Annotated in this window: 24 protein-coding genes and 1 tRNA gene; 18 read left to right on the top strand and 7 right to left on the bottom strand. The window is 57.5% G+C overall.

Annotated elements, in window-relative coordinates:
* Positions 1–6 precede the first annotated feature (6 nt).
* Positions 7–1095, bottom strand: a complete 1089-nt coding sequence (locus OO258_RS14040; protein WP_110743924.1) for an asparaginase — start codon at positions 1093–1095, stop codon at positions 7–9.
* 390 nt (positions 1096–1485) lie between these two features.
* On the opposite strand from OO258_RS14040, the gene OO258_RS14035 reads away from it, so the two are divergent.
* From OO258_RS14035 to OO258_RS14005, 7 genes are all read left to right on the top strand, one after another.
* Positions 1486–2445, top strand: a complete 960-nt coding sequence (locus OO258_RS14035) for a sugar ABC transporter substrate-binding protein (RefSeq protein WP_266031021.1) — start codon at positions 1486–1488, stop codon at positions 2443–2445.
* 20 nt (positions 2446–2465) lie between these two features.
* On the top strand, positions 2466–4019 hold the full coding sequence (locus tag OO258_RS14030; protein ID WP_266031019.1) for a sugar ABC transporter ATP-binding protein: 1554 nt from the start codon (positions 2466–2468) through the stop codon (positions 4017–4019).
* A complete protein-coding gene (locus tag OO258_RS14025) occupies positions 4016–5011 on the top strand; it encodes an ABC transporter permease (protein ID WP_266031018.1) in 996 nt (331 codons plus the stop codon). The genes OO258_RS14030 and OO258_RS14025 overlap by 4 nt, the downstream gene beginning before the upstream one ends.
* 4 nt (positions 5012–5015) lie before the next feature.
* Positions 5016–6038, top strand: coding sequence for a LacI family DNA-binding transcriptional regulator (locus OO258_RS14020; RefSeq protein WP_266031016.1), 1023 nt, complete (start codon positions 5016–5018; stop codon positions 6036–6038).
* A gap of 15 nt (positions 6039–6053) precedes the next feature.
* Positions 6054–6962 carry a ribokinase gene (gene rbsK / locus OO258_RS14015; RefSeq protein ID WP_266031014.1) on the top strand — a complete coding sequence of 303 codons (909 nt, stop codon included), beginning with the start codon at positions 6054–6056 and terminating at the stop codon, positions 6960–6962.
* Complete coding sequence (rbsD, locus tag OO258_RS14010) at positions 6959–7357, top strand: D-ribose pyranase (RefSeq protein ID WP_266031012.1); 399 nt, start codon at positions 6959–6961, stop codon at positions 7355–7357. The genes rbsK and rbsD overlap by 4 nt, the downstream gene beginning before the upstream one ends.
* 117 nt (positions 7358–7474) lie before the next feature.
* On the top strand, positions 7475–8476 hold the full coding sequence (locus tag OO258_RS14005) for a nucleoside hydrolase (RefSeq protein WP_110743931.1): 1002 nt from the start codon (positions 7475–7477) through the stop codon (positions 8474–8476).
* On the opposite strand, the gene OO258_RS14000 is transcribed toward OO258_RS14005, so the two are convergent.
* Positions 8448–8660: a hypothetical protein gene (locus OO258_RS14000; protein ID WP_110743932.1), complete on the bottom strand. Its 213-nt coding sequence runs from the start codon at positions 8658–8660 to the stop codon at positions 8448–8450. The genes OO258_RS14005 and OO258_RS14000 overlap by 29 nt on opposite strands.
* A 276-nt stretch (positions 8661–8936) precedes the next feature.
* On the opposite strand from OO258_RS14000, the gene OO258_RS13995 reads away from it, so the two are divergent.
* Positions 8937–9257: an I78 family peptidase inhibitor gene (locus OO258_RS13995; protein WP_110743933.1), complete on the top strand. Its 321-nt coding sequence runs from the start codon at positions 8937–8939 to the stop codon at positions 9255–9257.
* A 146-nt stretch (positions 9258–9403) separates the two neighbouring features.
* Here OO258_RS13995 and OO258_RS13990 read toward each other — a convergent pair whose 3' ends face one another.
* Together OO258_RS13990 and OO258_RS13985 are read right to left on the bottom strand one after the other, a co-directional pair.
* Complete coding sequence (locus tag OO258_RS13990; protein ID WP_003250656.1) at positions 9404–9616, bottom strand: cold-shock protein; 213 nt, start codon at positions 9614–9616, stop codon at positions 9404–9406.
* A 162-nt stretch (positions 9617–9778) separates the two neighbouring features.
* Positions 9779–10084, bottom strand: a complete 306-nt coding sequence (locus OO258_RS13985) for a hypothetical protein (RefSeq protein WP_110743934.1) — start codon at positions 10082–10084, stop codon at positions 9779–9781.
* Between the two features lie 337 nt (positions 10085–10421).
* On the opposite strand from OO258_RS13985, the gene thrS reads away from it, so the two are divergent.
* The 10 genes from thrS (at position 10422) to OO258_RS13935 (ending at position 20257) form a co-directional block, all read left to right on the top strand.
* Positions 10422–12344 (top strand): threonine--tRNA ligase, encoded by a 1923-nt coding sequence (gene thrS / locus OO258_RS13980; RefSeq protein ID WP_110743935.1) that lies wholly within the window; start codon positions 10422–10424, stop codon positions 12342–12344.
* Positions 12344–12895 carry a translation initiation factor IF-3 gene (gene infC, locus OO258_RS13975; RefSeq protein WP_016711338.1) on the top strand — a complete coding sequence of 184 codons (552 nt, stop codon included), beginning with the start codon at positions 12344–12346 and terminating at the stop codon, positions 12893–12895. The genes thrS and infC overlap by 1 nt, the downstream gene beginning before the upstream one ends.
* 62 nt (positions 12896–12957) lie before the next feature.
* Positions 12958–13152 (top strand): 50S ribosomal protein L35, encoded by a 195-nt coding sequence (rpmI, locus tag OO258_RS13970; RefSeq protein WP_003250667.1) that lies wholly within the window; start codon positions 12958–12960, stop codon positions 13150–13152.
* Positions 13153–13179: 27 nt separating this feature from the next.
* On the top strand, positions 13180–13536 hold the full coding sequence (rplT, locus tag OO258_RS13965) for a 50S ribosomal protein L20 (RefSeq protein WP_003250671.1): 357 nt from the start codon (positions 13180–13182) through the stop codon (positions 13534–13536).
* 109 nt (positions 13537–13645) lie between these two features.
* Complete coding sequence (gene pheS, locus OO258_RS13960) at positions 13646–14662, top strand: phenylalanine--tRNA ligase subunit alpha (protein WP_110743936.1); 1017 nt, start codon at positions 13646–13648, stop codon at positions 14660–14662.
* A 33-nt stretch (positions 14663–14695) separates the two neighbouring features.
* A complete protein-coding gene (gene pheT / locus OO258_RS13955) occupies positions 14696–17077 on the top strand; it encodes a phenylalanine--tRNA ligase subunit beta (RefSeq protein WP_266031006.1) in 2382 nt (793 codons plus the stop codon).
* Between the two features lie 4 nt (positions 17078–17081).
* The gene (gene ihfA / locus OO258_RS13950) at positions 17082–17384 is read left to right on the top strand and encodes an integration host factor subunit alpha (RefSeq protein WP_003250679.1); all 303 of its coding nucleotides are present in this window, start codon (positions 17082–17084) and stop codon (positions 17382–17384) included.
* Positions 17365–17721, top strand: a complete 357-nt coding sequence (locus OO258_RS13945; protein ID WP_044046958.1) for a MerR family transcriptional regulator — start codon at positions 17365–17367, stop codon at positions 17719–17721. The genes ihfA and OO258_RS13945 overlap by 20 nt, the downstream gene beginning before the upstream one ends.
* 113 nt (positions 17722–17834) lie before the next feature.
* Positions 17835–17911: transfer RNA gene (locus tag OO258_RS13940), tRNA-Pro, on the top strand.
* A 1269-nt stretch (positions 17912–19180) separates the two neighbouring features.
* Complete coding sequence (locus OO258_RS13935) at positions 19181–20257, top strand: putative phage abortive infection protein (protein ID WP_103469204.1); 1077 nt, start codon at positions 19181–19183, stop codon at positions 20255–20257.
* 329 nt (positions 20258–20586) lie between these two features.
* Here the strand turns inward: OO258_RS13935 and OO258_RS13930 are convergent, their stop codons facing one another.
* The 3 genes from OO258_RS13930 to mobH all read right to left on the bottom strand — a co-directional run bounded on the left by OO258_RS13930 (position 20587) and on the right by mobH (position 24760).
* Positions 20587–21552: a GTP pyrophosphokinase gene (locus tag OO258_RS13930; protein WP_103469203.1), complete on the bottom strand. Its 966-nt coding sequence runs from the start codon at positions 21550–21552 to the stop codon at positions 20587–20589.
* Entirely contained in the window at positions 21552–22697 is a 1146-nt protein-coding gene (locus tag OO258_RS13925) for a nucleoid-associated protein (protein ID WP_146050474.1), read from the bottom strand. The genes OO258_RS13930 and OO258_RS13925 overlap by 1 nt, the downstream gene beginning before the upstream one ends.
* A 347-nt stretch (positions 22698–23044) precedes the next feature.
* Positions 23045–24760, bottom strand: a complete 1716-nt coding sequence (mobH, locus tag OO258_RS13920; RefSeq protein WP_103469201.1) for a MobH family relaxase — start codon at positions 24758–24760, stop codon at positions 23045–23047.
* Positions 24761–24812 lie beyond the last annotated feature (52 nt).

Genomic DNA, 24812 nt, shown 5'->3' with positions numbered 1-24812 from the left:
TGGCAATCAGTATTCCCAGAAGATCCGCTGCAGCTCTTTGCTGTCCTGGGTCTTGGTCATCGCCACCATCGCCAGGATCCGCGCCTTCTGCGGGTTCAGGTCATGGGCCACGACCCAGTCGTTCTTGTCGTCCGGCTGTTCGGCGTTACGCAGCACGAAACCACCCTGGTTGACGTGCGACGAGCGAATGATCTGCACACCGTTCTTGCGCAGTTCCTGCAGCGCCGGTACCACCCGCGACGACACCGAACCGTTGCCGGTGCCGGCATGGATCAGCGCTTTGGCGCCGTTCTGTGCCAATGCCTTGTAGGCGGTGTCGGTGACGTTGCCATAGCCATAGGCGATGTCCACCTGCGGCAAGCTGCTGATCTGCTTGATGTCGAACTCGGAGTTGACCGTGTGGCGCTTGGCCGGCAGTCGGAACCAGTACGACTTGCCTTCCACGACCATGCCCATCGGGCCCCAGGCGCTCTTGAACGCTTCGGTCTTGATGTTGACCGACTTGCTGACGTCACGGCCGGACTGGATCTCGTCGTTCATGGTCACCAGCACGCCCTTGCCCCGCGACTGCTTGTCGCCTGCCACGGCCACGGCATTGTAAAGGTTGAGCATGCCATCGGCGGACATGGCGGTGCCCGGGCGCATCGAGCCAACCACCACGATCGGCTTGTCGGTCTTCTCGACCAGGTTGAGGAAGTAGGCTGTTTCTTCCAGGGTGTCGGTGCCGTGGGTAATGACGATGCCGTCGACATCCTTGCTATCGGCCAGCTCGGCGACGCGTTTGCCCAGTTTCAGCAGGTCGTCGTTGCTGATGCTTTCCGAGGCGATCTGCATGACCTGCTCGCCGCGCACGTTGGCAATGTCGGCCAGTTCCGGGACGCCGGCAATCAATTTGTCTACGCCCAGCTTGGCAGCCTGGTAGGTGGCGCTGTTGGCGGCGCTGGCGCCGGCACCGGCAATGGTGCCGCCGGTGGCGAGGATGACCACGTTGGCCAGCTTTTGCTGGTTTTCGGCTTCCTTGGCGGAGGCGGTGGCGGGCAGGATCAGCAGCAGCGCGAGCGCGCTGGGGGCGAAGGTTTTAAGTGCGGCATTCATCGTTATTGTTCTCTCTCTTTCCGGTGAGATGATTATTGAGTCGCCCAGGCTTCAAGGCATCTTTCGTACCAAGCCGGTATGCGCTGCTTGCACAGTGGCAGCCTGCCATCGGTAAAGGGGAGCATTGCCCCGGGAAATCGGCGCTTCGGCACAGGCTGTTGGGTGTGTTACACAGCCCATTACGACGGCAGGCTGCTTCTGCGGCGTTCGTAAATCCGAACAAGCATAGGAAAAGGTGTTCGGTTTTTCGGAAAAATCTGGATAATCAGCAGCAGAAGTCGTTGGCCTCCGACAGCCAAACGGATTTGACAAACCACGGTCCTGTTTCCATAGTTAGGTACCGCAAACGTTTGCGATCCGATAAAAAAACAAGATTCGGAGTCATCGTCCATGAAACTGCCGTTCCCCGGTCGTCTGCTCGCCCTCGCTGTCCTTTCCTCGTTGTCATTCGCCCTGCCTGTGTCGGCCGCCCACGCCGAAGAAAAGCCCAAGGTCGCCCTGGTCATGAAATCGCTGGCCAACGAGTTTTTCCGCACCATGGAAGACGGCGCCAAGGATTACCAAAAAGCCCACGCTGATGATTTCGACCTGATCGCCAACGGCATCAAGAACGAAACCGACACATCCGAGCAGATCCGCATCGTCGAGCAAATGGTCAACTCCGGCGCCAAGGCCCTGGTGATCGCCCCGGCCGATTCCAAAGCATTGGTATCGGCAGTGAAGAAGGCCATGGACAAAGGTGTGGTGGTGGTCAATATCGACAACCGCCTGGACCCTGAATTGCTCAAGAGCAAGGGCATCAGCGTGCCCTTTGTCGGCCCCGACAACCGCAAGGGCGCGCGTCTGGTCGGTGATTACCTGGCCAGCCAGAAGCTCAAGCCCGGCGACCAGGTCGGCATCATCGAAGGCGTGCCGACCACCACCAACGCCCAGCAGCGCACCGCCGGCTTCAAAGACGCCATGAACGCTGCGCAGATGAAAATCGTGTCGGTGCAAAGCGGCAACTGGGAAATCGACAAAGGCAACGCCGTCGCCGCCTCCATGCTCAACGAGTACCCCGACCTGAAGGCCCTGCTGGCCGGTAACGACAGCATGGCGTTGGGCGCCGTGTCGGCCGTTCGTGCTGCCGGCAAGGCTGGTCAGGTGCAAGTGGTGGGCTACGACAACATCAACGCCATCAAGCCGATGCTCGCCGACGGCCGTGTGCTCGCCACCCTCGACCAGGCTGCCAGCCAACAAGCCGTATTCGGTATTCAGGCGGCATTGAAAATGGTTAATGGCGAAAAACCTGACGTGGATGCCGACAACGTGATCCAGACCCCGGTCGAACTTATCACCAAGAAGCCCTGACACTGCCTGGAGAAACGGCCATGCCTGCATCGGCCAATGAAGTAGTGCTAGCCGCCAGCGGTTTGGGCAAGACCTACGCCCAGCCCGTGCTGGGCGAGGTCAGCCTGACCCTGCGGGCCGGCGAAGTGCTGGCCCTGACCGGCGAAAACGGTGCGGGCAAGAGCACGTTGTCCAAGCTGATCAGCGGCCTGGAAACCCCCACCACCGGGCAGATGGTCTATCGCGGGCAGGTCTACGCGCCGGCCAGCCGGCGAGACGCCGAGCGCCTTGGGGTGCGCATGGTCATGCAGGAGCTGAACCTGCTGCCTACGCTGACGGTGGCTGAGAACTTGTTCCTCGACAACCTGCCCAGCCGCTTTGGCTGGATCAGCCACAAACGCCTGCGCCAACTGGCGACGGCCGCCATGGCCCAGGTCGGCCTCGACGCCATCGACCCGGATACACCGGTTGGTGAGCTGGGCATCGGCCATCAGCAAATGGTCGAAATCGCCCGCAACCTGATCGGCGACTGCCATGTGCTGATCTTTGACGAACCCACCGCCATGCTCACCGCACGTGAGGTGGAGCTGCTGTTCACCCAGATCGAGCGCCTGCGCGAGCGTGGCGTGGCCATCGTCTACATCTCGCACCGCCTGGAAGAGCTGCAACGCGTGGCCCAGCGCATCGTCGTGCTGCGCGACGGCAAGTTGGTGTGCGACGAACCTATCCAGCGCTACAGCAGCGCCGAGCTGGTCAACCTGATGGTTGGCCGCGAGCTGGGCGAGCATATTGACCTCGGCCGCCGGCAGATCGGCGCACCATTGCTCAAGGTCGACAGGCTCAGCCGTGGTGACAAGGTGCGTGAGGTCTCGTTCGAGGTCAGGGCAGGGGAGATTTTTGGTATTTCTGGCCTGATCGGTGCCGGGCGCACCGAGCTGTTGCGCCTGATCTACGGCGCTGACCGTGCCGAAAGCGGCAGCATTGCACTGGGCCAGCCCCCGCAGCCCGTCTCCATCGACTCCCCCAGGGCTGCGGTCCGGGCCGGTATCGCGCTGATTACCGAAGACCGCAAGGGCGAAGGCCTGCTGTTGACTCAGTCGATCAGCGCCAATATCGCCCTGGGCAACCTTGGTGCCGTGTCGCGGGCCGGCATACTTGATGGCGAGGCGGAAAAGGCCCTGGCCGAGCGCCAGGTCCGGGCCATGCGCATTCGCAGTGCTGGCACGCAGCAAATCGTCGGGGAGCTGTCTGGCGGCAACCAGCAGAAGGTGGTGATCGGCCGCTGGCTGGAGCGCGACTGCCAGGTGCTGCTGTTCGACGAACCCACCCGTGGTATCGACGTCGGCGCCAAGTTCGACATCTACGGCCTGCTGGCCGAACTGGCACGCCAGGGCAAGGGGCTGGTAGTGGTGTCCAGCGACCTGCGCGAGCTGATGCTGATCTGCGACCGCATTGCGGTGCTGTCTGCCGGTCGTCTGATCGACACCTTCGACCGCGACCGCTGGAGCCAGGACCAGCTACTGGCCGCTGCCTTTGCTGGTTACCAGAAACGTGACGCACTGCTGCATGAGGCAGCCCCCAGGATGAACGCATGAAAACCACCCCGCTCGACAGCCAAGGCGCCGCCCCCGTGCGCCGCAGTGGCACTTATTTTGGCCTGGGCACCTACTTGGGCCTGGCCGGCGCCTTGCTGGCGATGATCGTGCTGTTCTCGTTCCTCAGCACCCACTTCTGGTCGTACAACACCTTCAGCACCCTGGCCAACCAGATCCCCGACCTGATGGTGCTGGCGGTGGGCATGACCTTCGTGCTCATCATCGGCGGCATCGACCTGTCGGTAGGTTCGGTGCTGGCCTTGGCCGCCTCTACGGTGAGTGTGGCGATTCTCGGCTGGGGCTGGGGCGTGCTGCCTTCGGCGCTGTTGGGCATGGCCGTGGCGGCGCTGGCGGGCAGCATCACCGGTGGTGTTACCGTGGCCTGGCGCATCCCGTCGTTCATCGTTTCACTCGGTGTGCTGGAAATGGCCCGCGGCCTGGCCTACCAGTTCACCGACTCGCGTACCGCCTATATCGGCGATGCCTATGCCTGGTTCTCCAACCCGGTGGCCTTTGGCATCTCGCCGGCGTTCGTGATCGCCTTGCTGGTAATCGTGCTGGCCCATCTGGTCCTGACCCGCACGGTGTTCGGGCGCTACCTGATCGGCATCGGCACCAACGAAGAGGCCGTTCGCCTCGCGGGTATCGACCCGCGCCCATACAAAGTGCTGGTGTTCGCCCTGATGGGCCTGCTCGCCGGCCTGGCCGCGCTGTTCCAGATTTCCCGGCTGGAAGCGGCCGACCCCAATGCCGGCTCCGGCCTGGAGCTGCAGGTGATCGCCGCTGTGGTGATCGGCGGCACCAGCCTGATGGGCGGGCGCGGCTCGGTCATCAGCACGTTCTTTGGGGTACTGATCATTTCGGTCCTGGCCGCCGGGCTGGCCCAGATCGGTGCCAGCGAACCGACCAAACGCATCATCACCGGGGCGGTGATCGTCATCGCCGTGGTGCTCGACACTTACCGTAGCCGGCGTGCAGGCCGGCGGAACTGAAAACATGGCAACCATCAAAGACGTCGCGGCACTGGCCGGTATTTCGTACACCACCGTGTCCCATGTATTGAACAAGACCCGACCCGTCAGCGAGCAGGTGCGGCTGAAAGTGGAAGCCGCCATCATCGAGCTCGATTACGTGCCCAGTGCGGTGGCGCGTTCGTTGAAAGCGCGCAGCACTGCCACCATCGGCCTGCTGGTGCCTAACAGCGTCAACCCATACTTCGCCGAACTGGCCCGTGGGATCGAGGACGCCTGCGAGCGCAACGGCTACTGCGTGATTTTGTGCAACTCCGACGACAACCCACAAAAGCAGCGCAGCTACCTGCGCGTGCTGCTGGAAAAGCGCATCGATGGCCTGGTGGTGGCTTCGGTGGGGCAGGACAGCGACCTGCTGCAAAGCCTGGCCAGCGTGCGCACGCCCATGGTCATCGTCGACCGCGAACTGGAAGGCGTCGATGCCGACCTGGTGCGCATCGACCATGAGCAGGGCGCCTACCTTGCCACCCAGCACCTGCTGGCGCTGGGTCATCGCGATATCGCCTATATCGGCGGCCCTGCAGAAACCGGGGTGACCCAGCTGCGCCTGAGCGGTTTTCGCCGGGCCATGGCCGAGGTAGGGGCGCCAGTGCTGGGCAACCGCGTGCGGCATTGTGATTTCACCAGCCCGGGCGGCCATGCGACAGCAGCGCAGGTGCTGGACGGCAAGCGGCCCACGGCGATTTTTGCCGGTAACGACATGATCGGTTTTGGCGTGCTGCGTGCCGCCGCCGAGCGCAACATCAACGTGCCTAGTGAATTGTCGGTGATCGGCTTCGACGACATCGAACTCAGCCGCTACGTGTATCCGCCGCTGACCACGGTCGGCCAGTCGATCCGCGAATTGGGCGAGAGCGCCGCCTCGCTGCTGCTGACGCGTATCGGCACCCCCCGGCAAGGGGCGGCGGAGCAACGCATTGTTGCACCGCGCATTGTCCTGCGTGAGTCCACCGGGCCGCGCCCGGACCTGTTCAACGATTACCGCTAACGCTAAGGAAATGTCATGAATGCCAAGGTCGTGGTGGTCGGCAGCCTCAATATGGACCTGGTGGTCCGCGCCCAGCGCCTGCCCCGTGCAGGCGAAACAGTCCCCGGCGAAAGTTTTTTCACCGTGCCGGGCGGCAAGGGCGCCAACCAGGCCGTAGCGGTGGCGCGGCTGGGTGGCAGTGTGGCGATGATCGGCAATGTCGGCGACGATGATTACGGCCGGCAGTTGCACCGGGCGCTGTATGTCGAGGGCATCGACTGCCAGGGCGTCAACACCTGCCCTGGGGTGTCCAGCGGGGTGGCGTTGATTACTGTGGATGCCGCCAGCCAGAACTGCATTGTCATCATTCCGGGTGGCAATGGCCTGCTGACGCCGGAATCGGTCCAGCGCTTCGATGCGCTGTTGCAGGCAGCCGAGGTGGTCATCTGCCAGCTGGAAGTGCCGGAAGAAACCGTGGCCTGGACCCTGGCCAGGGGGCGTCAGCTGGGTAAGCAGGTGATCCTGAACCCGGCGCCCGCCACCGGCCCGTTGCCCGCGGACTGGTTCGCCTGCATTGATTACCTCACCCCTAACGAAAGCGAGGCCGAAGCCCTGACTGGCATCCCTGTCACCGACCAGCGCAGCGCCTTGCTTGCCGGTGAGCGTTTGCTGCAGCTTGGGGCGGGTAAAGTGATCATCACCCTGGGCGCACAGGGGGCGTTGCTGGTTACTGCCAATGGGCATCAGCACTATCCGGCGCCTGTGGTGCAGCCGCTGGACACTACCGCTGCTGGCGACACCTTCATCGGCGGTTTTGCTGCTGGGCTGGTCCGAGGGTGGGAAGAGGGCGAGGCTATCGCCTTCGGCCAGCGTGCTGCCGCGCTGTCGGTCACCCGCGCTGGCGCGCAACCGTCGATCCCTTACCTTGCGGAGTTGACGCCATGAAGAAAACGCAACTGCTGAACGTTGCCCTGTCGCGGACCATCGCCGGCATGGGGCATGGCGATATTCTGGTGATCGGCGATGCCGGGCTGCCGGTGCCGCCCGGTGTCGAGCTGATCGACCTGGCAATTACTCCGGGCCTGCCGGATTTCGCCAGTGTGTTGCGGGTGGTGTTGAGCGAGTTGCAGGTAGAGCGGCATGTGCTGGCTGAAGAAATGCAGAAAGTGGTGCCGCCAGCGTTGGTCGAGATCGAGCGCCTGAAGGGCAAGCTGGGCAAGCGCGAATGGTTGAGCCATGAGGATTTCAAAGTGCTGTCGCGCAGTGCCCGCGCGGTGGTGCGTACGGGGGAGTGCCAGCCGTACAGCAACATCGCCCTGGTCTCCGGCGTTACGTTCTAACAGCCGAAGCGGTACCTTGAAGCTCGCGCAATTCCCATGGGCGCGGGCAAACCCGCTCCCATATGAGATTTCGGTTCGCCTGCATGATCTGCTCTGGCAACAAGGAGTGCCTGACTTATGCTGAAGCCCTTGCTACAAGGAATCGCCTTCATGGCCACAGCCACCACCCTCCAGGCCGCCCCTATCGACCTGATCATCGACACCGACCCCGGCGCCGACGACGTGGTCGCGCTGTTCCTGGCCATGGCCTCGCCCGAAGACCTCAACATCCGCGCCATCACCACCGTTGCCGGCAACGTGCGCCTGGATAAAACCTCGCGCAACGCCCGCCTGGCCCGCGAATGGGCCGGCCGCGAAGACATCCCCGTGTACGCAGGCGCTGGCCGCCCGCTGGTACGCGCACCCATCTACGCCGCCGAGGTCCACGGTGAAGAAGGCCTCACCGGCGTGCAGGTGCACGAGCCCAAAGCGCCACTGGCCCAAGGCAACGCTGTGCAATACCTGGTCGACACCCTCGGTACTGCCAAGCCCCACAGCATCACCCTGGCCATGCTCGGTCCGCAGACCAACCTGGCCCTGGCGCTGATCCAGCGCCCGGACATCGTCAAAGGCATCAAGCAGGTGGTGGTCATGGGCGGCGCCCACTTCAATGGCGGCAACATCACCCCGGCGGCGGAATTCAACCTCTACGCCGACCCGCATGCGGCCGAAGTGGTGCTGGCCAGTGGCGTGCCGCTCACCTACCTGCCGCTGGACGTTACCCACAAGCTGCTGACCAGCGACGCGCGCCTCAAGCAACTGGCCGCCGTGAACAACCAGGCCAGCAAGCGTGTGGTCGATATCCTCAACGCCTACATCACCCACGACATGGACCTGTACGGCATGCCCGGCGGCCCGGTGCACGACGCCAGTGTCATCGCCTACCTGTTGAAGCCCGAACTGTTCAGTGGTCGGCGCATCCATGTAAGCATCGACAGCCGCGAAGGCCCGACTTTCGGGCAGACCATCGCCGACTGGTACGGTGTGCTCAAGCAGCCGGCCAACGTGCTGTGGGTGGAGCAGGGCGATGCCCAGGGCCTGTTCGACCTGCTCAGCGCCCGGTTGGCGCGATTGGAATAGCCGCGTGCGGTGCATAGCGCTCCAGCACTTGTTCGATGAAGCTGCGCGCCGCCTCGGCGCCGCGATCGCGCACCAGCAGGTCGATGCCAATCAGCAGCAACTCCTCTGGTGTGCCTGGGCTGTACGCACTCTGGCCCTCGGCCCACTTGACCTTGATATCGGCATCGATGCTGTGGCTGCTCATGAAAAGCTCTCGCTAGGGGCCCGGAACGAAGGAATGAACACCTGACCCTGGTGCTCGATGGAGGCGGGATGCGCTCCACTTCTTGCAGCAAATCATGGCCTTGCGCCAGTGACCGTGCGAGCTAAGCATATGGCAAACGCAGCGGGTTGTGCAAAATCCAGTCACGATTGCGTTTCGCCTTCGGTGCTAGAGTTCAGGCAGACTTGATCGGTTTTGCAACAAACGATGAGCGGAACTGTCGGATCAGACAGTTCCCAGACCGATTTAGGAGGCTTCATGTTCCGTACCCGTGCTTACCTGGCAACCCTGGCGGTGGCTGCTGTCCTGGCTGGTTGCAGCACTGGTGGTGACGCTGGTGGGGGGGCTGCACCGGCCACCCCAGCTGGCAACGATGGCCGCTGCGAAGCCAGCGGCGCAGACTTCGCCATTGGCAAGCAGGGCAGTGCCGAGCTTTTGGAGCAGGCACGCAAGGCCAGTGGTTCGCAGATGGCGCGCATTCTCAAACCGCACGATGTGGTAACCCTGGAATACCGCTCCGAGCGCTTGAACCTGAACGTGGACGAGCAGGGCAAGGTAACCCGCGTCAACTGCGGTTGATGCACGGGCAGGCATGGTCACTGCGGGCGAAGCCTGTGCCATCCACCCTGCAGTCTGTTTCACGGGCAATCCCGTCCCTGCTCAGATGATGCAATCGGCCATAAAAAAACCCGCCACAAGGGCGGGTTTTTTTACAGCTATCCGAATTACTCCGGACGAACCTGTGCAGCCTGCATGCCCTTCTGGCCGCGCTCGGCGACGAAGGAAACAGTCTGGCCTTCTTTCAGGCTCTTGAAGCCGTCGGATTCGATGGCTTTGAAGTGAACGAACAGGTCGTCGCCGCCGCCTGCTGGGGTGATGAAGCCGTAGCCTTTCTCATCATTGAACCATTTGACGGTGCCTTGTTGGCGATTGGACATGGGTGAATCTCCAGAACATTTAGTTTTTTCAGTGGTGCAATGCGGCCGAGGCTACGGAGCACGGGACACATCATAGTCTAATTCTGCGCATCTAGCGCCTTTTACCTTCGCAGGATATTGATCCAGCTCAAAGAATCGGCGGCCAGGCCTGGCTTTAAGGTTTCAGCTCTTCGGCGCGCAGGCCTGTTTTACAACGGTTTGCGCCTTTTGCATCAGTTTCGCGTCCACGCCATCCTGGCTGTCCAGGTCGGCAATTTCAGCGTCGGTGAAATTCTTCTTGATGGCTTGAGCGCCACAGTCGCAGTGTTTTTTCGCGGTCGCAGCGTCAACGCCCTGGCCGCTGGCCACTTGCGTGCACTGAGCCATGTAACCGGCCTCTTTCCCCGGTGGGAAGTTGCCAGCGTTCGCAGCCACCGGCAGCAGCAGGGCGCCAGCGGCCGCCAGGGCCAGAAGAGACGGAACTCGCATAACCAGTTACTCCTTGGGTTAAGGTCTCATCAAGAGTAGGTTGCTTCCCAAGGTCTGATAGGACTTTTTCCGCGTTAGTTCACCCGAAAGATGTAATTGCCAAATATTTCTGCCTGGGGTGCAACCCGCGTGCTAGCATGCTCGGCTTGTGGTCGCCCCGTTGCCGGCCGCAGCTATCTTTTTTCTTTCCAGTCACTCTGGTTCGTCCCTCGCAAGCCGAAAGGCTTCTGCCACTGTGAGGCAGGCTTCCTTTTAAGGAAGGCAGGTCGGATCTTGTACTGGCTCATCCCAACCCACGTGACCTTTGGTAGGGGTCACCACTAGGAGAGGAGGCGCCATGCCCGTTATTACTCTTCCCGATGGCAGTCAACGTTCGTTTGATCACGCCGTATCCGTAGCCGACGTTGCCGCATCCATCGGTGCTGGCCTGGCCAAGGCCACCGTGGCCGGCAAGGTCGATGGCAAACTGGTCGACGCGTGCGACCTGATCAGCCAAGACGCCACCCTGCAGATCATCACCCCTAAAGATGCAGAGGGACTGGAGATCATCCGTCACTCGTGCGCCCACTTGGTTGGCCACGCAGTGAAGCAGCTGTACCCGACCGCCAAGATGGTCATCGGCCCGGTCATTGACGAAGGCTTCTATTACGACATCGCCTACGAGCGCCCCTTCACCCCAGAAGACATGGCCGCCATCGAAAAGCGCATGATGGAGCTGATCGAAAAAGACTACGACGTCGTCAAGAAAGTCACCCCGCGCGCCGAAGTCATCGACGTGTTCACCGCCCGTGGCGAAGACTACAAGCTGCGCCTGGTCGAAGACATGCCGGATGAGCAGGCCATGGGTCTGTACTACCACGAAGAATACGTCGACATGTGCCGTGGCCCGCACGTGCCGAATACCCGCTTCCTCAAGGCATTCAAGCTGACCAAGCTGTCCGGCGCCTACTGGCGTGGCGATGCCAAGAACGAGCAGCTGCAGCGCGTGTACGGCACCGCCTGGGCTGACAAGAAGCAGCTGGCTGCCTACATCCAGCGCATCGAAGAAGCTGAAAAACGCGACCACCGCAAGATCGGCAAGCAGCTCGATCTGTTCCACCTTCAGGAAGAAGCCCCGGGCATGGTGTTCTGGCACGCCAACGGCTGGACCGTGTACCAGGTACTCGAGCAGTACATGCGTCAGGTCCAGCGCGTAAACGGCTACCAGGAAATCAAGACCCCGCAGGTTGTCGACCGCATTCTCTGGGAGCGTTCCGGCCACTGGTCCAACTATGCCGAGAACATGTTCACCACTTCGTCGGAAAGCCGTGACTACGCGGTAAAACCGATGAACTGCCCGTGCCACGTGCAGGTGTTCAACCAGGGCCTGAAAAGCTACCGCGACCTGCCGCTGCGCCTGGCCGAGTTCGGTGCCTGCCACCGTAACGAGCCGTCCGGCGCCTTGCACGGCATCATGCGCGTGCGTGGCTTCGTGCAAGACGACGCGCACATCTTCTGCACCGAAGAACAGGTGAAGAAAGAAGCCGCCGACTTCATCAAGCTGACCCTGGATGTGTACAAGGACTTCGGCTTCACCGACATTGCCATGAAGCTGTCGACCCGCCCGGCCAAGCGCGTGGGCTCCGAAGAGCTGTGGGACCGCGCCGAAGGTGCACTGGCCGACGCCCTGAACGAATCGGGCCTGGAGTGGGAATACCAGCCAGGCGAGGGCGCCTTCTACGGCCCGAAAATCGAGTTCACCCTGCGCGACTGCCTCGGCCGTAACTGGCAGTGTGGTACCCTGCAGTACGACCCGAACCTGCCAGAGCGCCTGGATGCCAGCTATATCGCCGAAGATAACAGCCGAGTGCGCCCGGTCATGCTGCACCGCGCCATCCTCGGTTCGTTCGAACGCTTCATCGGCATGCTGATCGAGCACTACGCGGGCGTGTTCCCGGCGTGGCTGGCACCGACCCAGGCGGTGATCATGAACATCACCGACAAACAGGCCGATTTTGCCCTCGAGGTGGAAAATACCCTGAACGGTAGCGGTTTCCGTGCCAAGTCGGACTTGAGAAATGAGAAGATCGGCTTTAAAATCCGCGAGCATACTTTGCTCAAGGTCCCGTACCTTTTGGTTATAGGGGATCGCGAAGTCGAAACGCAAACCGTCGCTGTGCGCACTCGCGAAGGCGCTGACCTGGGCTCCATGCCCGTCGCCCAGTTCGCTGAGCTGCTGACACATGCGGTTTCCCGGCGTGGTCGCCAAGAATCGGAGTAATGACTATTAAGCGTGAAATGAGAAACGATAAGCGTGCTGTACCGAAGGCCCCGATCAACGAGAATATCTCGGCCCGCGAGGTTCGGTTAATTGGCGCAGACGGCGAGCAGGTTGGCATCGTCTCGATTGATGAAGCGCTTCGTATCGCTGAAGAAGCGAAGCTGGATCTGGTGGAAATCTCTGCAGACGCAGTACCGCCTGTCTGCAAGGTGATGGACTACGGCAAGCACCTCTTCGAAAAGAAGAAGCAGGCCAACGAAGCCAAGAAAAACCAGAAGCAGATCCAGATCAAAGAAATCAAGTTTCGTCCAGGGACGGAAGAAGGGGATTACCAGGTAAAACTACGCAACCTGGTACGTTTCCTTACCGATGGGGACAAGGCCAAGATCTCTCTGAGATTCCGTGGTCGTGAGATGGCCCACCAGGAGCTGGGCATGGAGCTGTTGAAGCGGGTTGAAGCTGACCTGGCTGAATACGGCGCCGTTGAGCAGCATCCTAAGATGGAAGGACGCCAGCTTATGATGGTCATCGCCCCCAAAAAGAAGAAGTAATCTCCCGGGCACGGCAGGCCTGATGATTATTGTGTAATTTTTATCGAATGCGGAGTTCCAACATGCCAAAAATGAAAACCAAGAGCGGTGCTGCGAAGCGCTTCCTGAAGACCGCTTCCGGCTTCAAGCACAAGCACGCTTTCAAGAGCCACATCCTGACCAAAATGTCGACCAAGCGTAAGCGTCAACTGCGCGGTGCCAGCCTGCTGCACCCGTCTGACGTGGCAAAAGTCGAGCGCATGCTGCGCGTACGTTAATTCTGGTTTAGATAGAGGAAGTTACTCATGGCTCGTGTTAAGCGTGGCGTCATCGCTCGTAAGCGTCACAAGAAAATTCTGAAACTGGCTAAAGGCTACTACGGTGCACGCTCGCGCGTATTCCGCGTTGCCAAGCAGGCTGTCATCAAGGCTGGTCAATATGCCTACCGTGACCGTCGTCAGAAAAAGCGTCAGTTCCGCGCACTGTGGATCGCTCGTATCAACGCCGGTGCCCGCACCAACGGTCTGTCCTACAGCCGTCTGATTGCTGGCCTGAAAAAGGCTTCGATCGAAATCGACCGTAAGGTTCTGGCCGATCTGGCAGTGAACGAAAAAGCGGCGTTTGCTGCGATTGTCGAGAAAGCTAAAGCCGTTCTGGCTTAAGTACCCGCGACAATCACCCGGCGGTGCTAGCGCCGTCGGGCATTGAACGTCATCGATAGGGGAAGAGCCTTCAAAGCTCTTCCCCTATTTTCGTATCTGGAGTCTGTACATGGAAAACCTGGATGCGCTGGTCTCCCAAGCCCTAGAGGCCGTGGAGCGCGCTGAAGACATCAATGCCCTGGAACAGATCCGGGTTAATTATCTCGGCAAGAAGGGCGAGCTGACCCAGGTGATGAAGACCCTGGGCAACCTGCCAGCCGAAGAGCGGCCGAAAGTCGGCGCGCTGATCAACGACGCCAAAGAGCGCGTTACCGTTGTGCTCAATGCCCGCAAGGCCGCCTTTGAAGAGGCCGAGCTCAGCGCTCGCCTGGCTGCCGAATGCATTGACGTCACCCTGCCAGGCCGCGGCCAGGCCACCGGTGGCCTGCACCCGATCACCCGTACCCTCGAGCGCATCGAGCAGTTCTTCACCCACATTGGCTATGGCATTGCCGAAGGCCCAGAGGTGGAAGACGACTACCACAACTTCGAAGCGCTCAACATCCCCGGCCACCACCCGGCCCGGGCGATGCACGATACCTTCTATTTCAATGCCAACATGCTGCTGCGTACCCACACCTCGCCGGTGCAGGTGCGGACCATGGAGTCCACCCAGCCGCCCATTCGGATTGTCTGCCCAGGCCGCGTGTACCGTTGCGACTCGGATATCACCCACTCGCCGATGTTCCACCAGGTCGAAGGCCTGCTGATCGATCGCGATATCAACTTCGCCGACCTCAAGGGCACCATCGAAGAATTCCTGCGCGTGTTCTTCGAAAAAGAACTGGCGGTGCGTTTCCGCCCATCGTTCTTCCCCTTCACAGAGCCGTCCGCTGAAGTCGACATCCAGTGTGTGATGTGTTCCGGCAAAGGCTGCCGCGTGTGCAAGCAGACCGGCTGGCTGGAGGTGATGGGCTGCGGCATGGTGCACCCGAACGTGCTGCGCATGTCCGGCATTGACCCTGAAGAGTTCCAGGGCTTCGCCTTCGGCATGGGTGCCGAGCGCCTGGCCATGCTGCGCTATGGCGTCAACGATTTGCGTCTGTTCTTCGACAACGACCTGCGCTTCCTCGCGCAATTCCGCTAGGTCAATGCCCGACGCAACTTTCAGGAGAACAGCATGAAATTCAGTGAACAGTGGCTGCGCGGTTGGGTAAACCCGCAAGTCTCTCGTGACGAACTGGTCGCCCGCCTGTCCATGGCCGGCCTCGAAGTCGACAGCGTTACCCCCGCTGCCGGCCAGTTCAGCGGCATCGTGGTGGGCGAGATCCTCGCCACCGAACAACACCCGGACGCCGACAAGCTGCGCGTGTGCCAGGTGACCAACGGCCAGGAAACCTTCCAGGTCGTGTGCGGCGCCCCTAACGCCCGCCCAGGCATCAAGGTGCCGTTCGCCATGATCGGCGCCGAGCTGTCGGGCGACTTCAAGATCAAGAAGGCCAAGCTGCGCGGCGTCGAGTCCTTTGGCATGCTGTGCTCGGCAGCCGAGCTGGAAATCAGCGAAGAGAACGACGGCCTGCTGGAACTGGCAGCCGACGCCCCGGTCGGCGAAAACATTCGTACCTACCTGAGCCTGGATGACGCCAGCATCGAAATCGGCCTCACGCCGAACCGCGGTGACTGTCTGTCCATCGCCGGCCTGGCCCGCGACGTCAGCGCCCTGTACGACACCCCGGTCACTCGCCCGGTAGTGCCGGCCGTAGCCGCTGCCCACGACGAAGTACGCCCGGTTGAAGTCAGCGCCCCGGCTGCCTGCCCGCGCTACCTCGGCCGCGTTATCCGTAACGTCGACCTGAGCAAGCCAACCCCACTGTGGATGGTCGAGCGCCTGCGCCGCAGCGATGTTCGCAGCATCGACGCCGCCGTCGACATCACCAACTACGTGATGCTCGAACTCGGCCAGCCGATGCACGCCTTCGACCTGGCAGAAATCAACGGCGGCATTCGCGTACGCATGGCCGAAGAGGGTGAAAAACTCGTCCTGCTCGACGGCCAGGAAGTGGCCCTGCGCGCCGACACCCTGGTCATCGCCGACCACACCCGCGCCCTGGCCATCGCCGGCGTCATGGGTGGCGAGCACAGCGGTGTGAACACCGAAAAAACCCGCGACCTGTTCCTGGAAAGCGCCTTCTTCGAGCCGATTTCCGTCGCCGGTAAAGCCCGTTCCTACGGCCTGCACACCGATGCCTCGCACCGTTACGAGCGCGGCGTCGACTCGCAACTGGCCCGCGAAGCCATGGAGCGTGCCACCCAGCTGCTGCTGGACACCGTTGGCGGCGAAGCCGGCCCGATCGTCGAAGCCGTCAGCCAACAGCACCTGCCGCAAGTAGCTCCGGTCACCCTGCGCGCCGAACGCATCACCCAGATGCTCGGCATGGAAATGGACCCAGCTCAGGTCGAGCAACTGCTCAACGCCCTGGAACTGACCACGGTAAAAAGTGCAGAAGGGCAGTGGACCGTCACCGTTCCAAGCCACCGTTTCGACATCAGCCTGGAAGTGGACCTGATCGAAGAGCTGGCCCGCCTGTACGGCTACAACAACCTGCCGGTTCGTTACCCGCAAGCCCGCCTGGCCCCACAGGGCAAGCCGGAAACCCGCGGTGACCTGCCGACCCTGCGCCGCCTGCTGGTTGCCCGCGGCTACCAGGAAGCCATCACCTACAGCTTCATCGATCCGAAACTGTTCGAACTGTTCAGCCCTGGCGTAGAGCCGCTGCTGCTGGCCAACCCCATCTCCAGCGACATGGCCGCCATGCGCGCCTCGCTGTGGCCGGGCCTGGTCAAGGCACTGCAGCACAACCTGAATCGCCAGCAAGACCGCGTGCGCCTGTTCGAAAGCGGCCTGCGCTTTGTCGGCCAACTGGGTGACCTGCAGCAGCAGCCAATGATTGCCGGCGTCATCACCGGCAGCCGCCTGCCAGAAGGCTGGGCCAACGGCCGCGACGGCGTCGACTTCTTCGACGTCAAAGCCGACGTCGAAGCCCTGCTGGGTTACTCCGGCGCCCTGAGCGACTTCACCTTCAGCGCCGGCAAACACCCAGCCCTGCACCCAGGCCAGACCGCCGCCATCGAGCGCGACGGCAAACTGGTCGGCTACCTCGGCGCCATCCACCCAGAGCTGGCCAAGGCCCTGGGCCTGGACCGCCCTGTGTTCCTGTTCGAGCTGGTGCTGGGTGACGTGGTCGAAGGCCGCCTGCCGAAATTCAGCGAACTGTCCAAGTTCCCGGAAACCCGCCGCGACCTGGCTTTGATCGCAGGACGTGACGTCGCTTCTAGCGCGGTGCTTGAATTAATTCGTGACAATGCAGGCGAATGGCTCACAGACCTCAGGCTGTTTGATGTGTACCAAGGTAAAGGCATTGATCCTGATAGAAAAAGCCTTGCCGTTGGCTTGACCTGGCAGCATCCATCGCGCACTCTTAACGACGATGAGGTGAACACTACCCTGCAAAACATCCTCACCTCGCTCGAACAAAGGTTGAACACCACGTTAAGGAAATAACGGCATGGGTGCTCTGACGAAAGCTGAGATGGCCGAAAGGCTGTACGAGGAGCTGGGGCTTAACAAGCGTGAGGCCAAGGAGCTGGTCGAGCTGTTTTTTGAAGAAATTCGGCACGCACTTGAAGAGAACGAGCAGGTCAAGCTGTCCGGTTTCGGCAACTTCGACCTTCGCGACAAACGCCAGCGGCCGGGCCGCAACCCCAAAACAGGGGAAGAGATCCCGATCACCGCACGGCGCGTCGTCACCTTTCGTCCAGGGCAGAAGTTGAAGGCCCGGGTTGAGGCCTATGCTGGAACCAAGCCATAACGACGAACTGCCCCCCATACCGGGCAAACGCTACTTCACCATTGGTGAAGTGAGCGAGTTGTGTGCCGTAAAGCCACACGTGCTGCGGTATTGGGAGCAGGAGTTCGACCAGCTGAACCCTGTGAAGCGGCGGGGGAACCGGCGGTATTATCAGCGGCAGGATGTGCTGATGATCCGCCAGATTCGTGCGCTGCTTTATGAGCAGGGGTTTACCATTGGCGGGGCGCGGTTACGGCTCTCCAGTGATGAGGCTAAAGATGAATCTAGCCAGTACAAGCAGCTGATTCGGCAGATGATTGTTGAATTGGAGGATGTGTTGGTGGTTTTGAAGAAGTAAACCGGGTTTCTGATGAATGGAAATTTTTTTGAGAAAAAGCTTCCATTTATCAGAGGGTTAGGGTAAATTCTTCAACGTTCTCGGCAAGATTGAGAACATGCTTCAAGCCCAGTCGGGGCGTAGCGCAGCCCGGTAGCGCACTTGCATGGGGTGCAAGGGGTCGAGTGTTCGAATCACTCCGTCCCGACCAAATAACTCCAAAAAATCCAGTCACTTAGCGGTGACTGGATTTTTTTATGAGCATCAGAAATTTCACTGATCGGAAAAATACCCCTACTTATCCCCCCACCCGAGAAATCGCCTGCGTTTCTCTGCGGAGGTCATTATCGGCCAGTCGAGCAGATAGGCGGACTGATTGTGATAAGTGCCGCGGAAGCGGCTTTTGTATAATTTTTCGGGTGGAGTGTTCCCGGATATGTGGTCGAATCTCTACGCTTCCGCCACTAATCCTCATTAAAGCCCTGATTTTTCAGGGTTTTTTTGTGCCTGGTCGTTTTTGGTCCCCCATTTGGTCCCCCATTTTCAGGTCGGCTTTCTATGGTGCTGTGCGGATAGTGGTGCACATGCTGACCCAAAGCCCCGGCTGGTATGCTGGGCTGTGCTTGAGAGATTTGAGTATTTCTCTTGCTTAGCTTACTAGTCAGTCATGTTTGGTTTCGCAGAAAAATCACGCAGCACTAGAAACCAGAAGAGGATGCGTGAGCGCTGGGCGTTGCTAGCTCGTTCTGAATCGATGCCTCGCTTTCATCAGACTTGAAAGGCATTACCCCGCGTAGGCCACGCCGCATGCGGTTTTGAATGCAGATCCGCCCGAAATGGTTCGGTTCCTGACAGCCAAACACGCATACTCAAAAGGTTGCGCTCACCATCGGTGCTCACGCGGCTATTTTGACCTCGACCGTAGTTATGTGTCGGCCTTCCGCGCCTTGGCGTAGGGCGAGCCGATCAACGGTAAGGCCAAACACCCTGAATTGGATAATCAAAATGCACGACACGCTCAGCGGTCTCGCTGAAGTGGCGCAAACCATGAGTTGCACAGTAAGTCATGATCGAGTGATAAAGCGTGCACCTAGAAGCTTGGGAGCAGGTCACCTGAATTCCGAGATCTGCTGTTTAGTGACACGCAAATTTTCTACAAGAGAGTCTATCGAGTCAAATTGACTTCATTCTTGACTTTCATTCATGCACGAATCCATCGTGCACAACGGCTGCGAGTCTTCGATTAAGTACTGTTGCGCTCGCATCGGTTAACTATAACATGATGGCCACTTGATATCTGTGGCTGGTTCGTCCATGCTCGCTTCCTTGCTTGCGGGTTGCCAAAAAAAGGCTCTGGCTATGTATGGTGCGAAGGTGTCACGGAGATGTTTTTGATTGCTGTTGAGCATGCTCTGCATGGAAGTTATCGGGTCTGAAACGCATTTTATATCTTAATCGCGGCAGTTGGGGCTGTACCAGTATGGGCTTTAACAAAAAAGAAGAACGGAAAGATCTTCATTCGGGGAATCTAGAGGATCTTTGGGAAGTACTTTCAAATTTTGAGCTTCAGCGGATCAAGATGTACTGGCTATCAAAGATAGCTTTGGTGCGGGATAATGGAGTCTATCTGCTTGCGCTGATAGCCGTAGTTCCTATTCTATTCGTGACTGGCGCCGTAATCGTGCACTTTCAGTATGGCATAGATCTTCCTTGGTTTGACGTTAAAAATGCCGGTACTGCAGCGCATTGGGGGCAGATCGGAGATTTTGTTGGTGGAGTGCTCAATCCATTATTAAGTTTTGCAGCGCTAGTAGCGGTTATATATAGCCTAAGAGTTCAAAGTAAAGAATTGGCTCTTGCAAGAGACGATGCTAAGGAAAATCATAGAATCCAAGTTCAGCAAAGCCAGATATTCGAAAGGCAAAATTTTGAGTCGGTTTTCTTCAGGCTGTTGGATGTTCACTCTAGGCTGGTTAATGACTTGCAAGTAAGTGTGAGTGAGTACGGTGTGGATGGCAGGGAGGCAAGCAATATTTATCATGGTGTATTGGCTTTTGATAAGCTTGCGGAAATGTATTTTCCACAGCCATATTCAGGATTGACAGTCGCTCGCTACGAACAGCGGTTTGATACTAATAGTGCGAATATGCAAAAGTACTATAGTAGTAGGCTTGCTCATTATTGCAGAAATCTCTATCAGATAATGAAGCATGTAGATGGTTTTGGGATGGATGCATTGCGAGTTTCAAAGCCAAGCTCTAGGGCAAATTTAAGGGCGTGGATTGATAATTATATCTCTCAAAGGAAATATGCGAACATGCTTCGAGCTCAATTGAGCCCGAGCGAATTGCGAGTGATTTTCTTAAATTGCTTATCTGTCCAGGGTCACGGCCTTAAGTATTATGTAGAGCGCTTTTCTTTACTTAAGCACATGGATCTTGAAGTGTTTGGAGATCACTCGGAGGTTCCTTTTAATCTGTACAATGAAATGGCATATGCAGGCTATGAAAAGATTGATGGCTTTAAGCTCAGGGCGCATTTAAGTACGAAGCGGTAGATGCTGCGTTCGGGCTAATAATTAGAGCTAAGTGGGGCGTGCAGTATATGCTATTGATGCTTGCGTTAAGTTAGGCTGGTCCCTTTTGTTCATGCAGCATTAAGGTCTTCGGCTTTTCTCACGCCTCCCTCGCATCTGTGCTTGTGGACAAGTCTTGAGTTAAATTGAGTGCAAGGCTTGAACCTTTGGGTGGCGTCTTGTTATGTGAAGTGTATTGAATCATTATTTTAGGGTTGTGGTGTTAAATGATGTATTTCTGATTGCTTAGAAGTCGAAACATGACTGCTTTGTGGGTGGTGTTGTCATTTTAGGCCTGATCTGCAAAATCCCTAGTTGTGGTACTTTTTGCCTAGATCGCTATAAATTATCTCGAGAGATTCTTCGGATTCAGCATATGGCCAAAGTTCTTTGAGTGCTAAAGGCTGCTCGACGGCCAAGAGGTAGGCGAGAATTGATACCGGCTGAGACCAAAAAATATTAGAGTCTAAGCGAGATTTTATCCTTTCTGTTATGTATGCTCTATCACCTAGCAAATGGCGGACATTATCCAGTGTGTCCTCGTTGATGACGTCGGATAAATTATCAAGGACCAACATATTGAACTTTTGATCCTTAAATTTTGAAGTGGTTATTGTTGAGTCGTAAATATCCGTTAGCTCTTCGAGAAGGCTACCTCGGATTTTAGATTCTGACTCAAGTATGTTCATGGTTTCACAGAATAAGTGGTCCGCCGTTTCAATCAATGCTGCGCTGCTTGAAACAAATCTTACCGCACGAGTAGGGGCTTTCCAAGAGCTTTTATAAATACTATCATGAACAACTTCTGCATAGGCATGCTGCATCAGTGTTCGGATTTGCAATTCGCAGCAAGTTGTTTTAGATATTTTAGATCCTCCCAGCTCTAAGTCTGTTTTTGGACGAATCTCAAAGTGATGTGATTGATATCCAAATTTGTCTGGCGCCTCTTCATATTCTTTTGAAGTGTCTCTTGATTTTTGAATTTCCCATCCGGATGTTGCGGTTATTGCCTGGCAGAGTATTTCTACATCGGCTGATAATAAGCAGACTGCTCGGACTCCGACTAGGTCGGTCATTTCTTGTAGCGGGTTGGTATAAGACTTTCGCGCAAGTTTCCCTATTGCGGAATCTATATCCTTCACTCGTAGTGATAATATTTGTAACTTTATGTCATGATCTTTTGAGATTCGTTTTATACTTTTTTTAACGAGCTCTCCCCAAGCTTTGAGGCCGGGTTGAGCAGCTGAAAGATGTTCTTTAAACTGCTCAATTTTCATTACTCTTGGCTCTCCACGGCGCCCTTAATTCTGACGTTAGTGTAGCCGTTCTCTTGGCCCAGTGTTTGAACATGATCTCGGAAATCTAAATCTGCGGGTACTTGGATTTTTACTCCTGTACTAAAATCGACACGACGAGGCCGCCGCAGCTTGGACTTGATGTAGGCAAGATCTTTGACCATGGCTGTTTCTGGAAGGCCTTTGGCAGTCATCACCGCGATATACTCGGGTTTTATCTCGACTGGCATATGCTCTGCAGCGAATGTAGAAACAGACATTGTGCCCTTATTGCTTCTGAGCTCAGATCGCAAGGCCTCAATCAACTCAACTCTTTCTGGCTGTGGTAAGGGTAGTGTGTTGATATAGGTCTTGGTTTCTTCATAGAACTTCCGGGTCTGATATTTTGATGATTTCAAAATATTCATGCCTAGGAACGCGTTGTAAAAATAAGCAGCAGCTGCTTTTGTTTCTGTGCTGGTAAGTAAATGGTCAAAAAGGAAAAACTTATAGTTATCTAGTTTGTACAGGCTCCCAATTGGAGGTTCGTAGGATACTTCTACGCTGACACCAATTTTATAGAGGCGCTGAGTCTGTGAAAGTAGCATCTTTTTAATTAGTGTGAGGCTCACTGATCCATTTTTTTCAACAATATTGAAGCCCTTGTCCGTTTCTGCTTTGATTGCTGCGAGGAATGGGTGTTGGTGCTTTCCGACTTTACCAGTGAGCACAATTAATACGCCGCCGGGCCATTTGGGATTTGTCTGTGCCTCTGCGAGGTCGGCTGCGATGACTTTTGAAATCTCTACAAATCTTGCTTCGTTCGCTCGAATTGCTTCAGCCGATTTTTGCATGAACGACGAAGAATCAATTTTATCAGCATTTATCTCAATTCCGTGAGAGTTGCTGCCTAATGCATCAGTGATTCGTACTTGAAGAAGATCTTTGGAGTCGACGTCTAGCTGGATCAGCTCTTCGGAAAGCTGTGGAGGAACGAGTACGCCATCTTTGGTTCTGGCGAAGATTGTATGCGCGATCATCCTTTCTATTGAAAGCGCCTCAAAAATGAATTTTTCCATGATATCCCAAGTGTTGGCTAATTTTTCTTTTGGTCTTGAGCGAAAACTAACTGGGCTCAAGTCGGCCACCCCATCGCCAGTGCTTGGGTGTGGTAACCGGCTATTAATATAGTGTGCTTTCAATCAGGAGGCAATAAGTAAGTCGGTCTCGTTGTCGAAAAGTTTACGCTGCCCATCTTGCGAGCCAAGTCGTGGATAAGGTGCACCGTTGGTAGGGATGTGTTGTTAGGTAATAGTAACGGCTCGTACGTCTGCTGATTTTTGCAACGATTGTGGTTTGGTTTGTGGTTGGGCGTATGTGGCGCGCGCTTGGTGCATTTGGAAATGCATGATTAGTTTTTCTCGTGATTTGTCACTCACTTCTGCGATGCTGAGTTTGGTTTTTGAGGTGTTGTTTTTAATTGGCGTGTTATTTTTTAGGCTGACGATAATATCAAGTGCGGATTATTATTTGGGATTGCACTTGCAATGCTTATGCCGTTCTGAAGCAGATAGCCATTGAGTGATCCGGATTTGCGTCGACCTTTTACCACACAGGTCCAGATGTTTTGGCCGTTCGGCTGTCTTTTATGAACTTCCAACTTCTCAAACTGGCGTTGGACCCAGCGCCAGATATCACTCTCGGTATCTCTACCGACCAATTCTGGATGCTCGGCCGCATATCGTTGGAAAATACCTGGCGAAACCAGAAAAAATGTGTCGTTGACTGTGTGAATCTTGGCCCTGCTGTCGTTGATCACTAAGCGATGACTGTGAACCCCTTGGCGCAGCCACTCAAGAAAGGCCAACCCCACCGCATTCTCTGGTGGAGCAGTGGCGGATCGCGTCTTTTCAGCGCCTGATCCACTCTCGTGTTCGCCCGGTACTTGCAACATTTCTATTAGATCGTCGAGGTAGTCGAATTTCTGATCTCGCAGCACGGCAACGGGTTGATTAACTTTTGGTGCCGCTGGATGCCGATCCGGAGATAGTTCGTTTGTTTCACCGGTCGTTAGGGAACCGTCGATTAACGGCTCAACCTTGCCGCTGAAGCAGTCTGGCCGGGGCTCATCGGCCCAAATCAGGCCCGGCCGCAGGCGAAGAAAGGTAAAACGATACTGCCAGTCCCCGTCTGTGACTGCGGCGCTCCACACCGCTTTCCCTTCACCTGTCGCATCCACCAATCCATGTGATTGCAGCTCATCGAACAAGGCGATATTGGAGGAGGGAATACCGTCCACCGATTGAGCCAGCAGGTAGGCACGCAGTTTGTCGGTCGCGGTTTTGCTGACCAGCCACAGATGATCCGCGGTGAGCCAGCCGGCAGCCCCAGGCTGGTTGAGCTTGAACTCGTTTTTGACCAGGTGGCGTAGCCCCATCAGCAGGTGATGCTGCAGCGAATGTTTAGGTGCCTGCAGTGCTTTGGTGGGGTTGGCGCCGATGTTCTGTGCCGTGGATACCCGGTCGGCTTGCAGGACCAGCTCTCCGAGGGTGCCGGCGTGCTCGTAGTGGTCGGCCAGCAAGGAGAGCAATTGTTTCCACAGTTCAGGGTAACTGCTGAGCCAGTCAAGTAGCGCGGGCGTCAAGATCTGCGTATACAGCAGCCCGGCGGCGGCACCGTGTAGCTGGTAGTCCCGGTCGGTATTGTAACGGAAGCGGTAAGGCTGGTTCATGGGGCCGTGCCAGGGGTGCCAGCGTTCACCATTCTGGTACTCCACCTGGACATCGACGGCAATTTTACCAACGTCATGCAGCAGGGCGCCGTAGGCAATGGCGGCGCTCCAGGCATCAGCCTGCGCAGCTTGGTCTTCCGGTGCGGCACCACTGGGGAGTAAGTAGGACTGGCGTAACTTCAGGCTGCACGCCACCAGTTCCAAACCGTGGTCGAGCATGCCACCTGGATAGGCATGGTGATGGCTCTCACTGGCCGGTAGTTGCTGTACATAGGTGGCGTAGCGATGAATCGGTTCGAGGTAGAGTTGTTCGAACTGTAGCGGGGAGAGGGCCGTGTATTGCCAGATGCGCTCGAGTAGCCTTTTCCGGTGGCTGGCAGCAAGCAGTGATTCCGCCGTTAGAGGTTGATGAAAGCCCACGACGGCGGGGGTGGTTTCTTCGGGAAGGCCTTTTTGCGGTTTGAACCACCAGCATCTCATCGCAGTACCTGCCTTGCGTTCAAAAGGTCCTTTTGCCTTTTCGGATAAGTCT

It is taken from the genome of Pseudomonas sp. DCB_BI (assembly GCF_026240995.1).
Classification (GTDB): domain Bacteria; phylum Pseudomonadota; class Gammaproteobacteria; order Pseudomonadales; family Pseudomonadaceae; genus Aquipseudomonas.
Note: the sequence above shows the minus strand (reverse complement) of the source record. Positions and strands in the feature narration are given on the sequence as shown.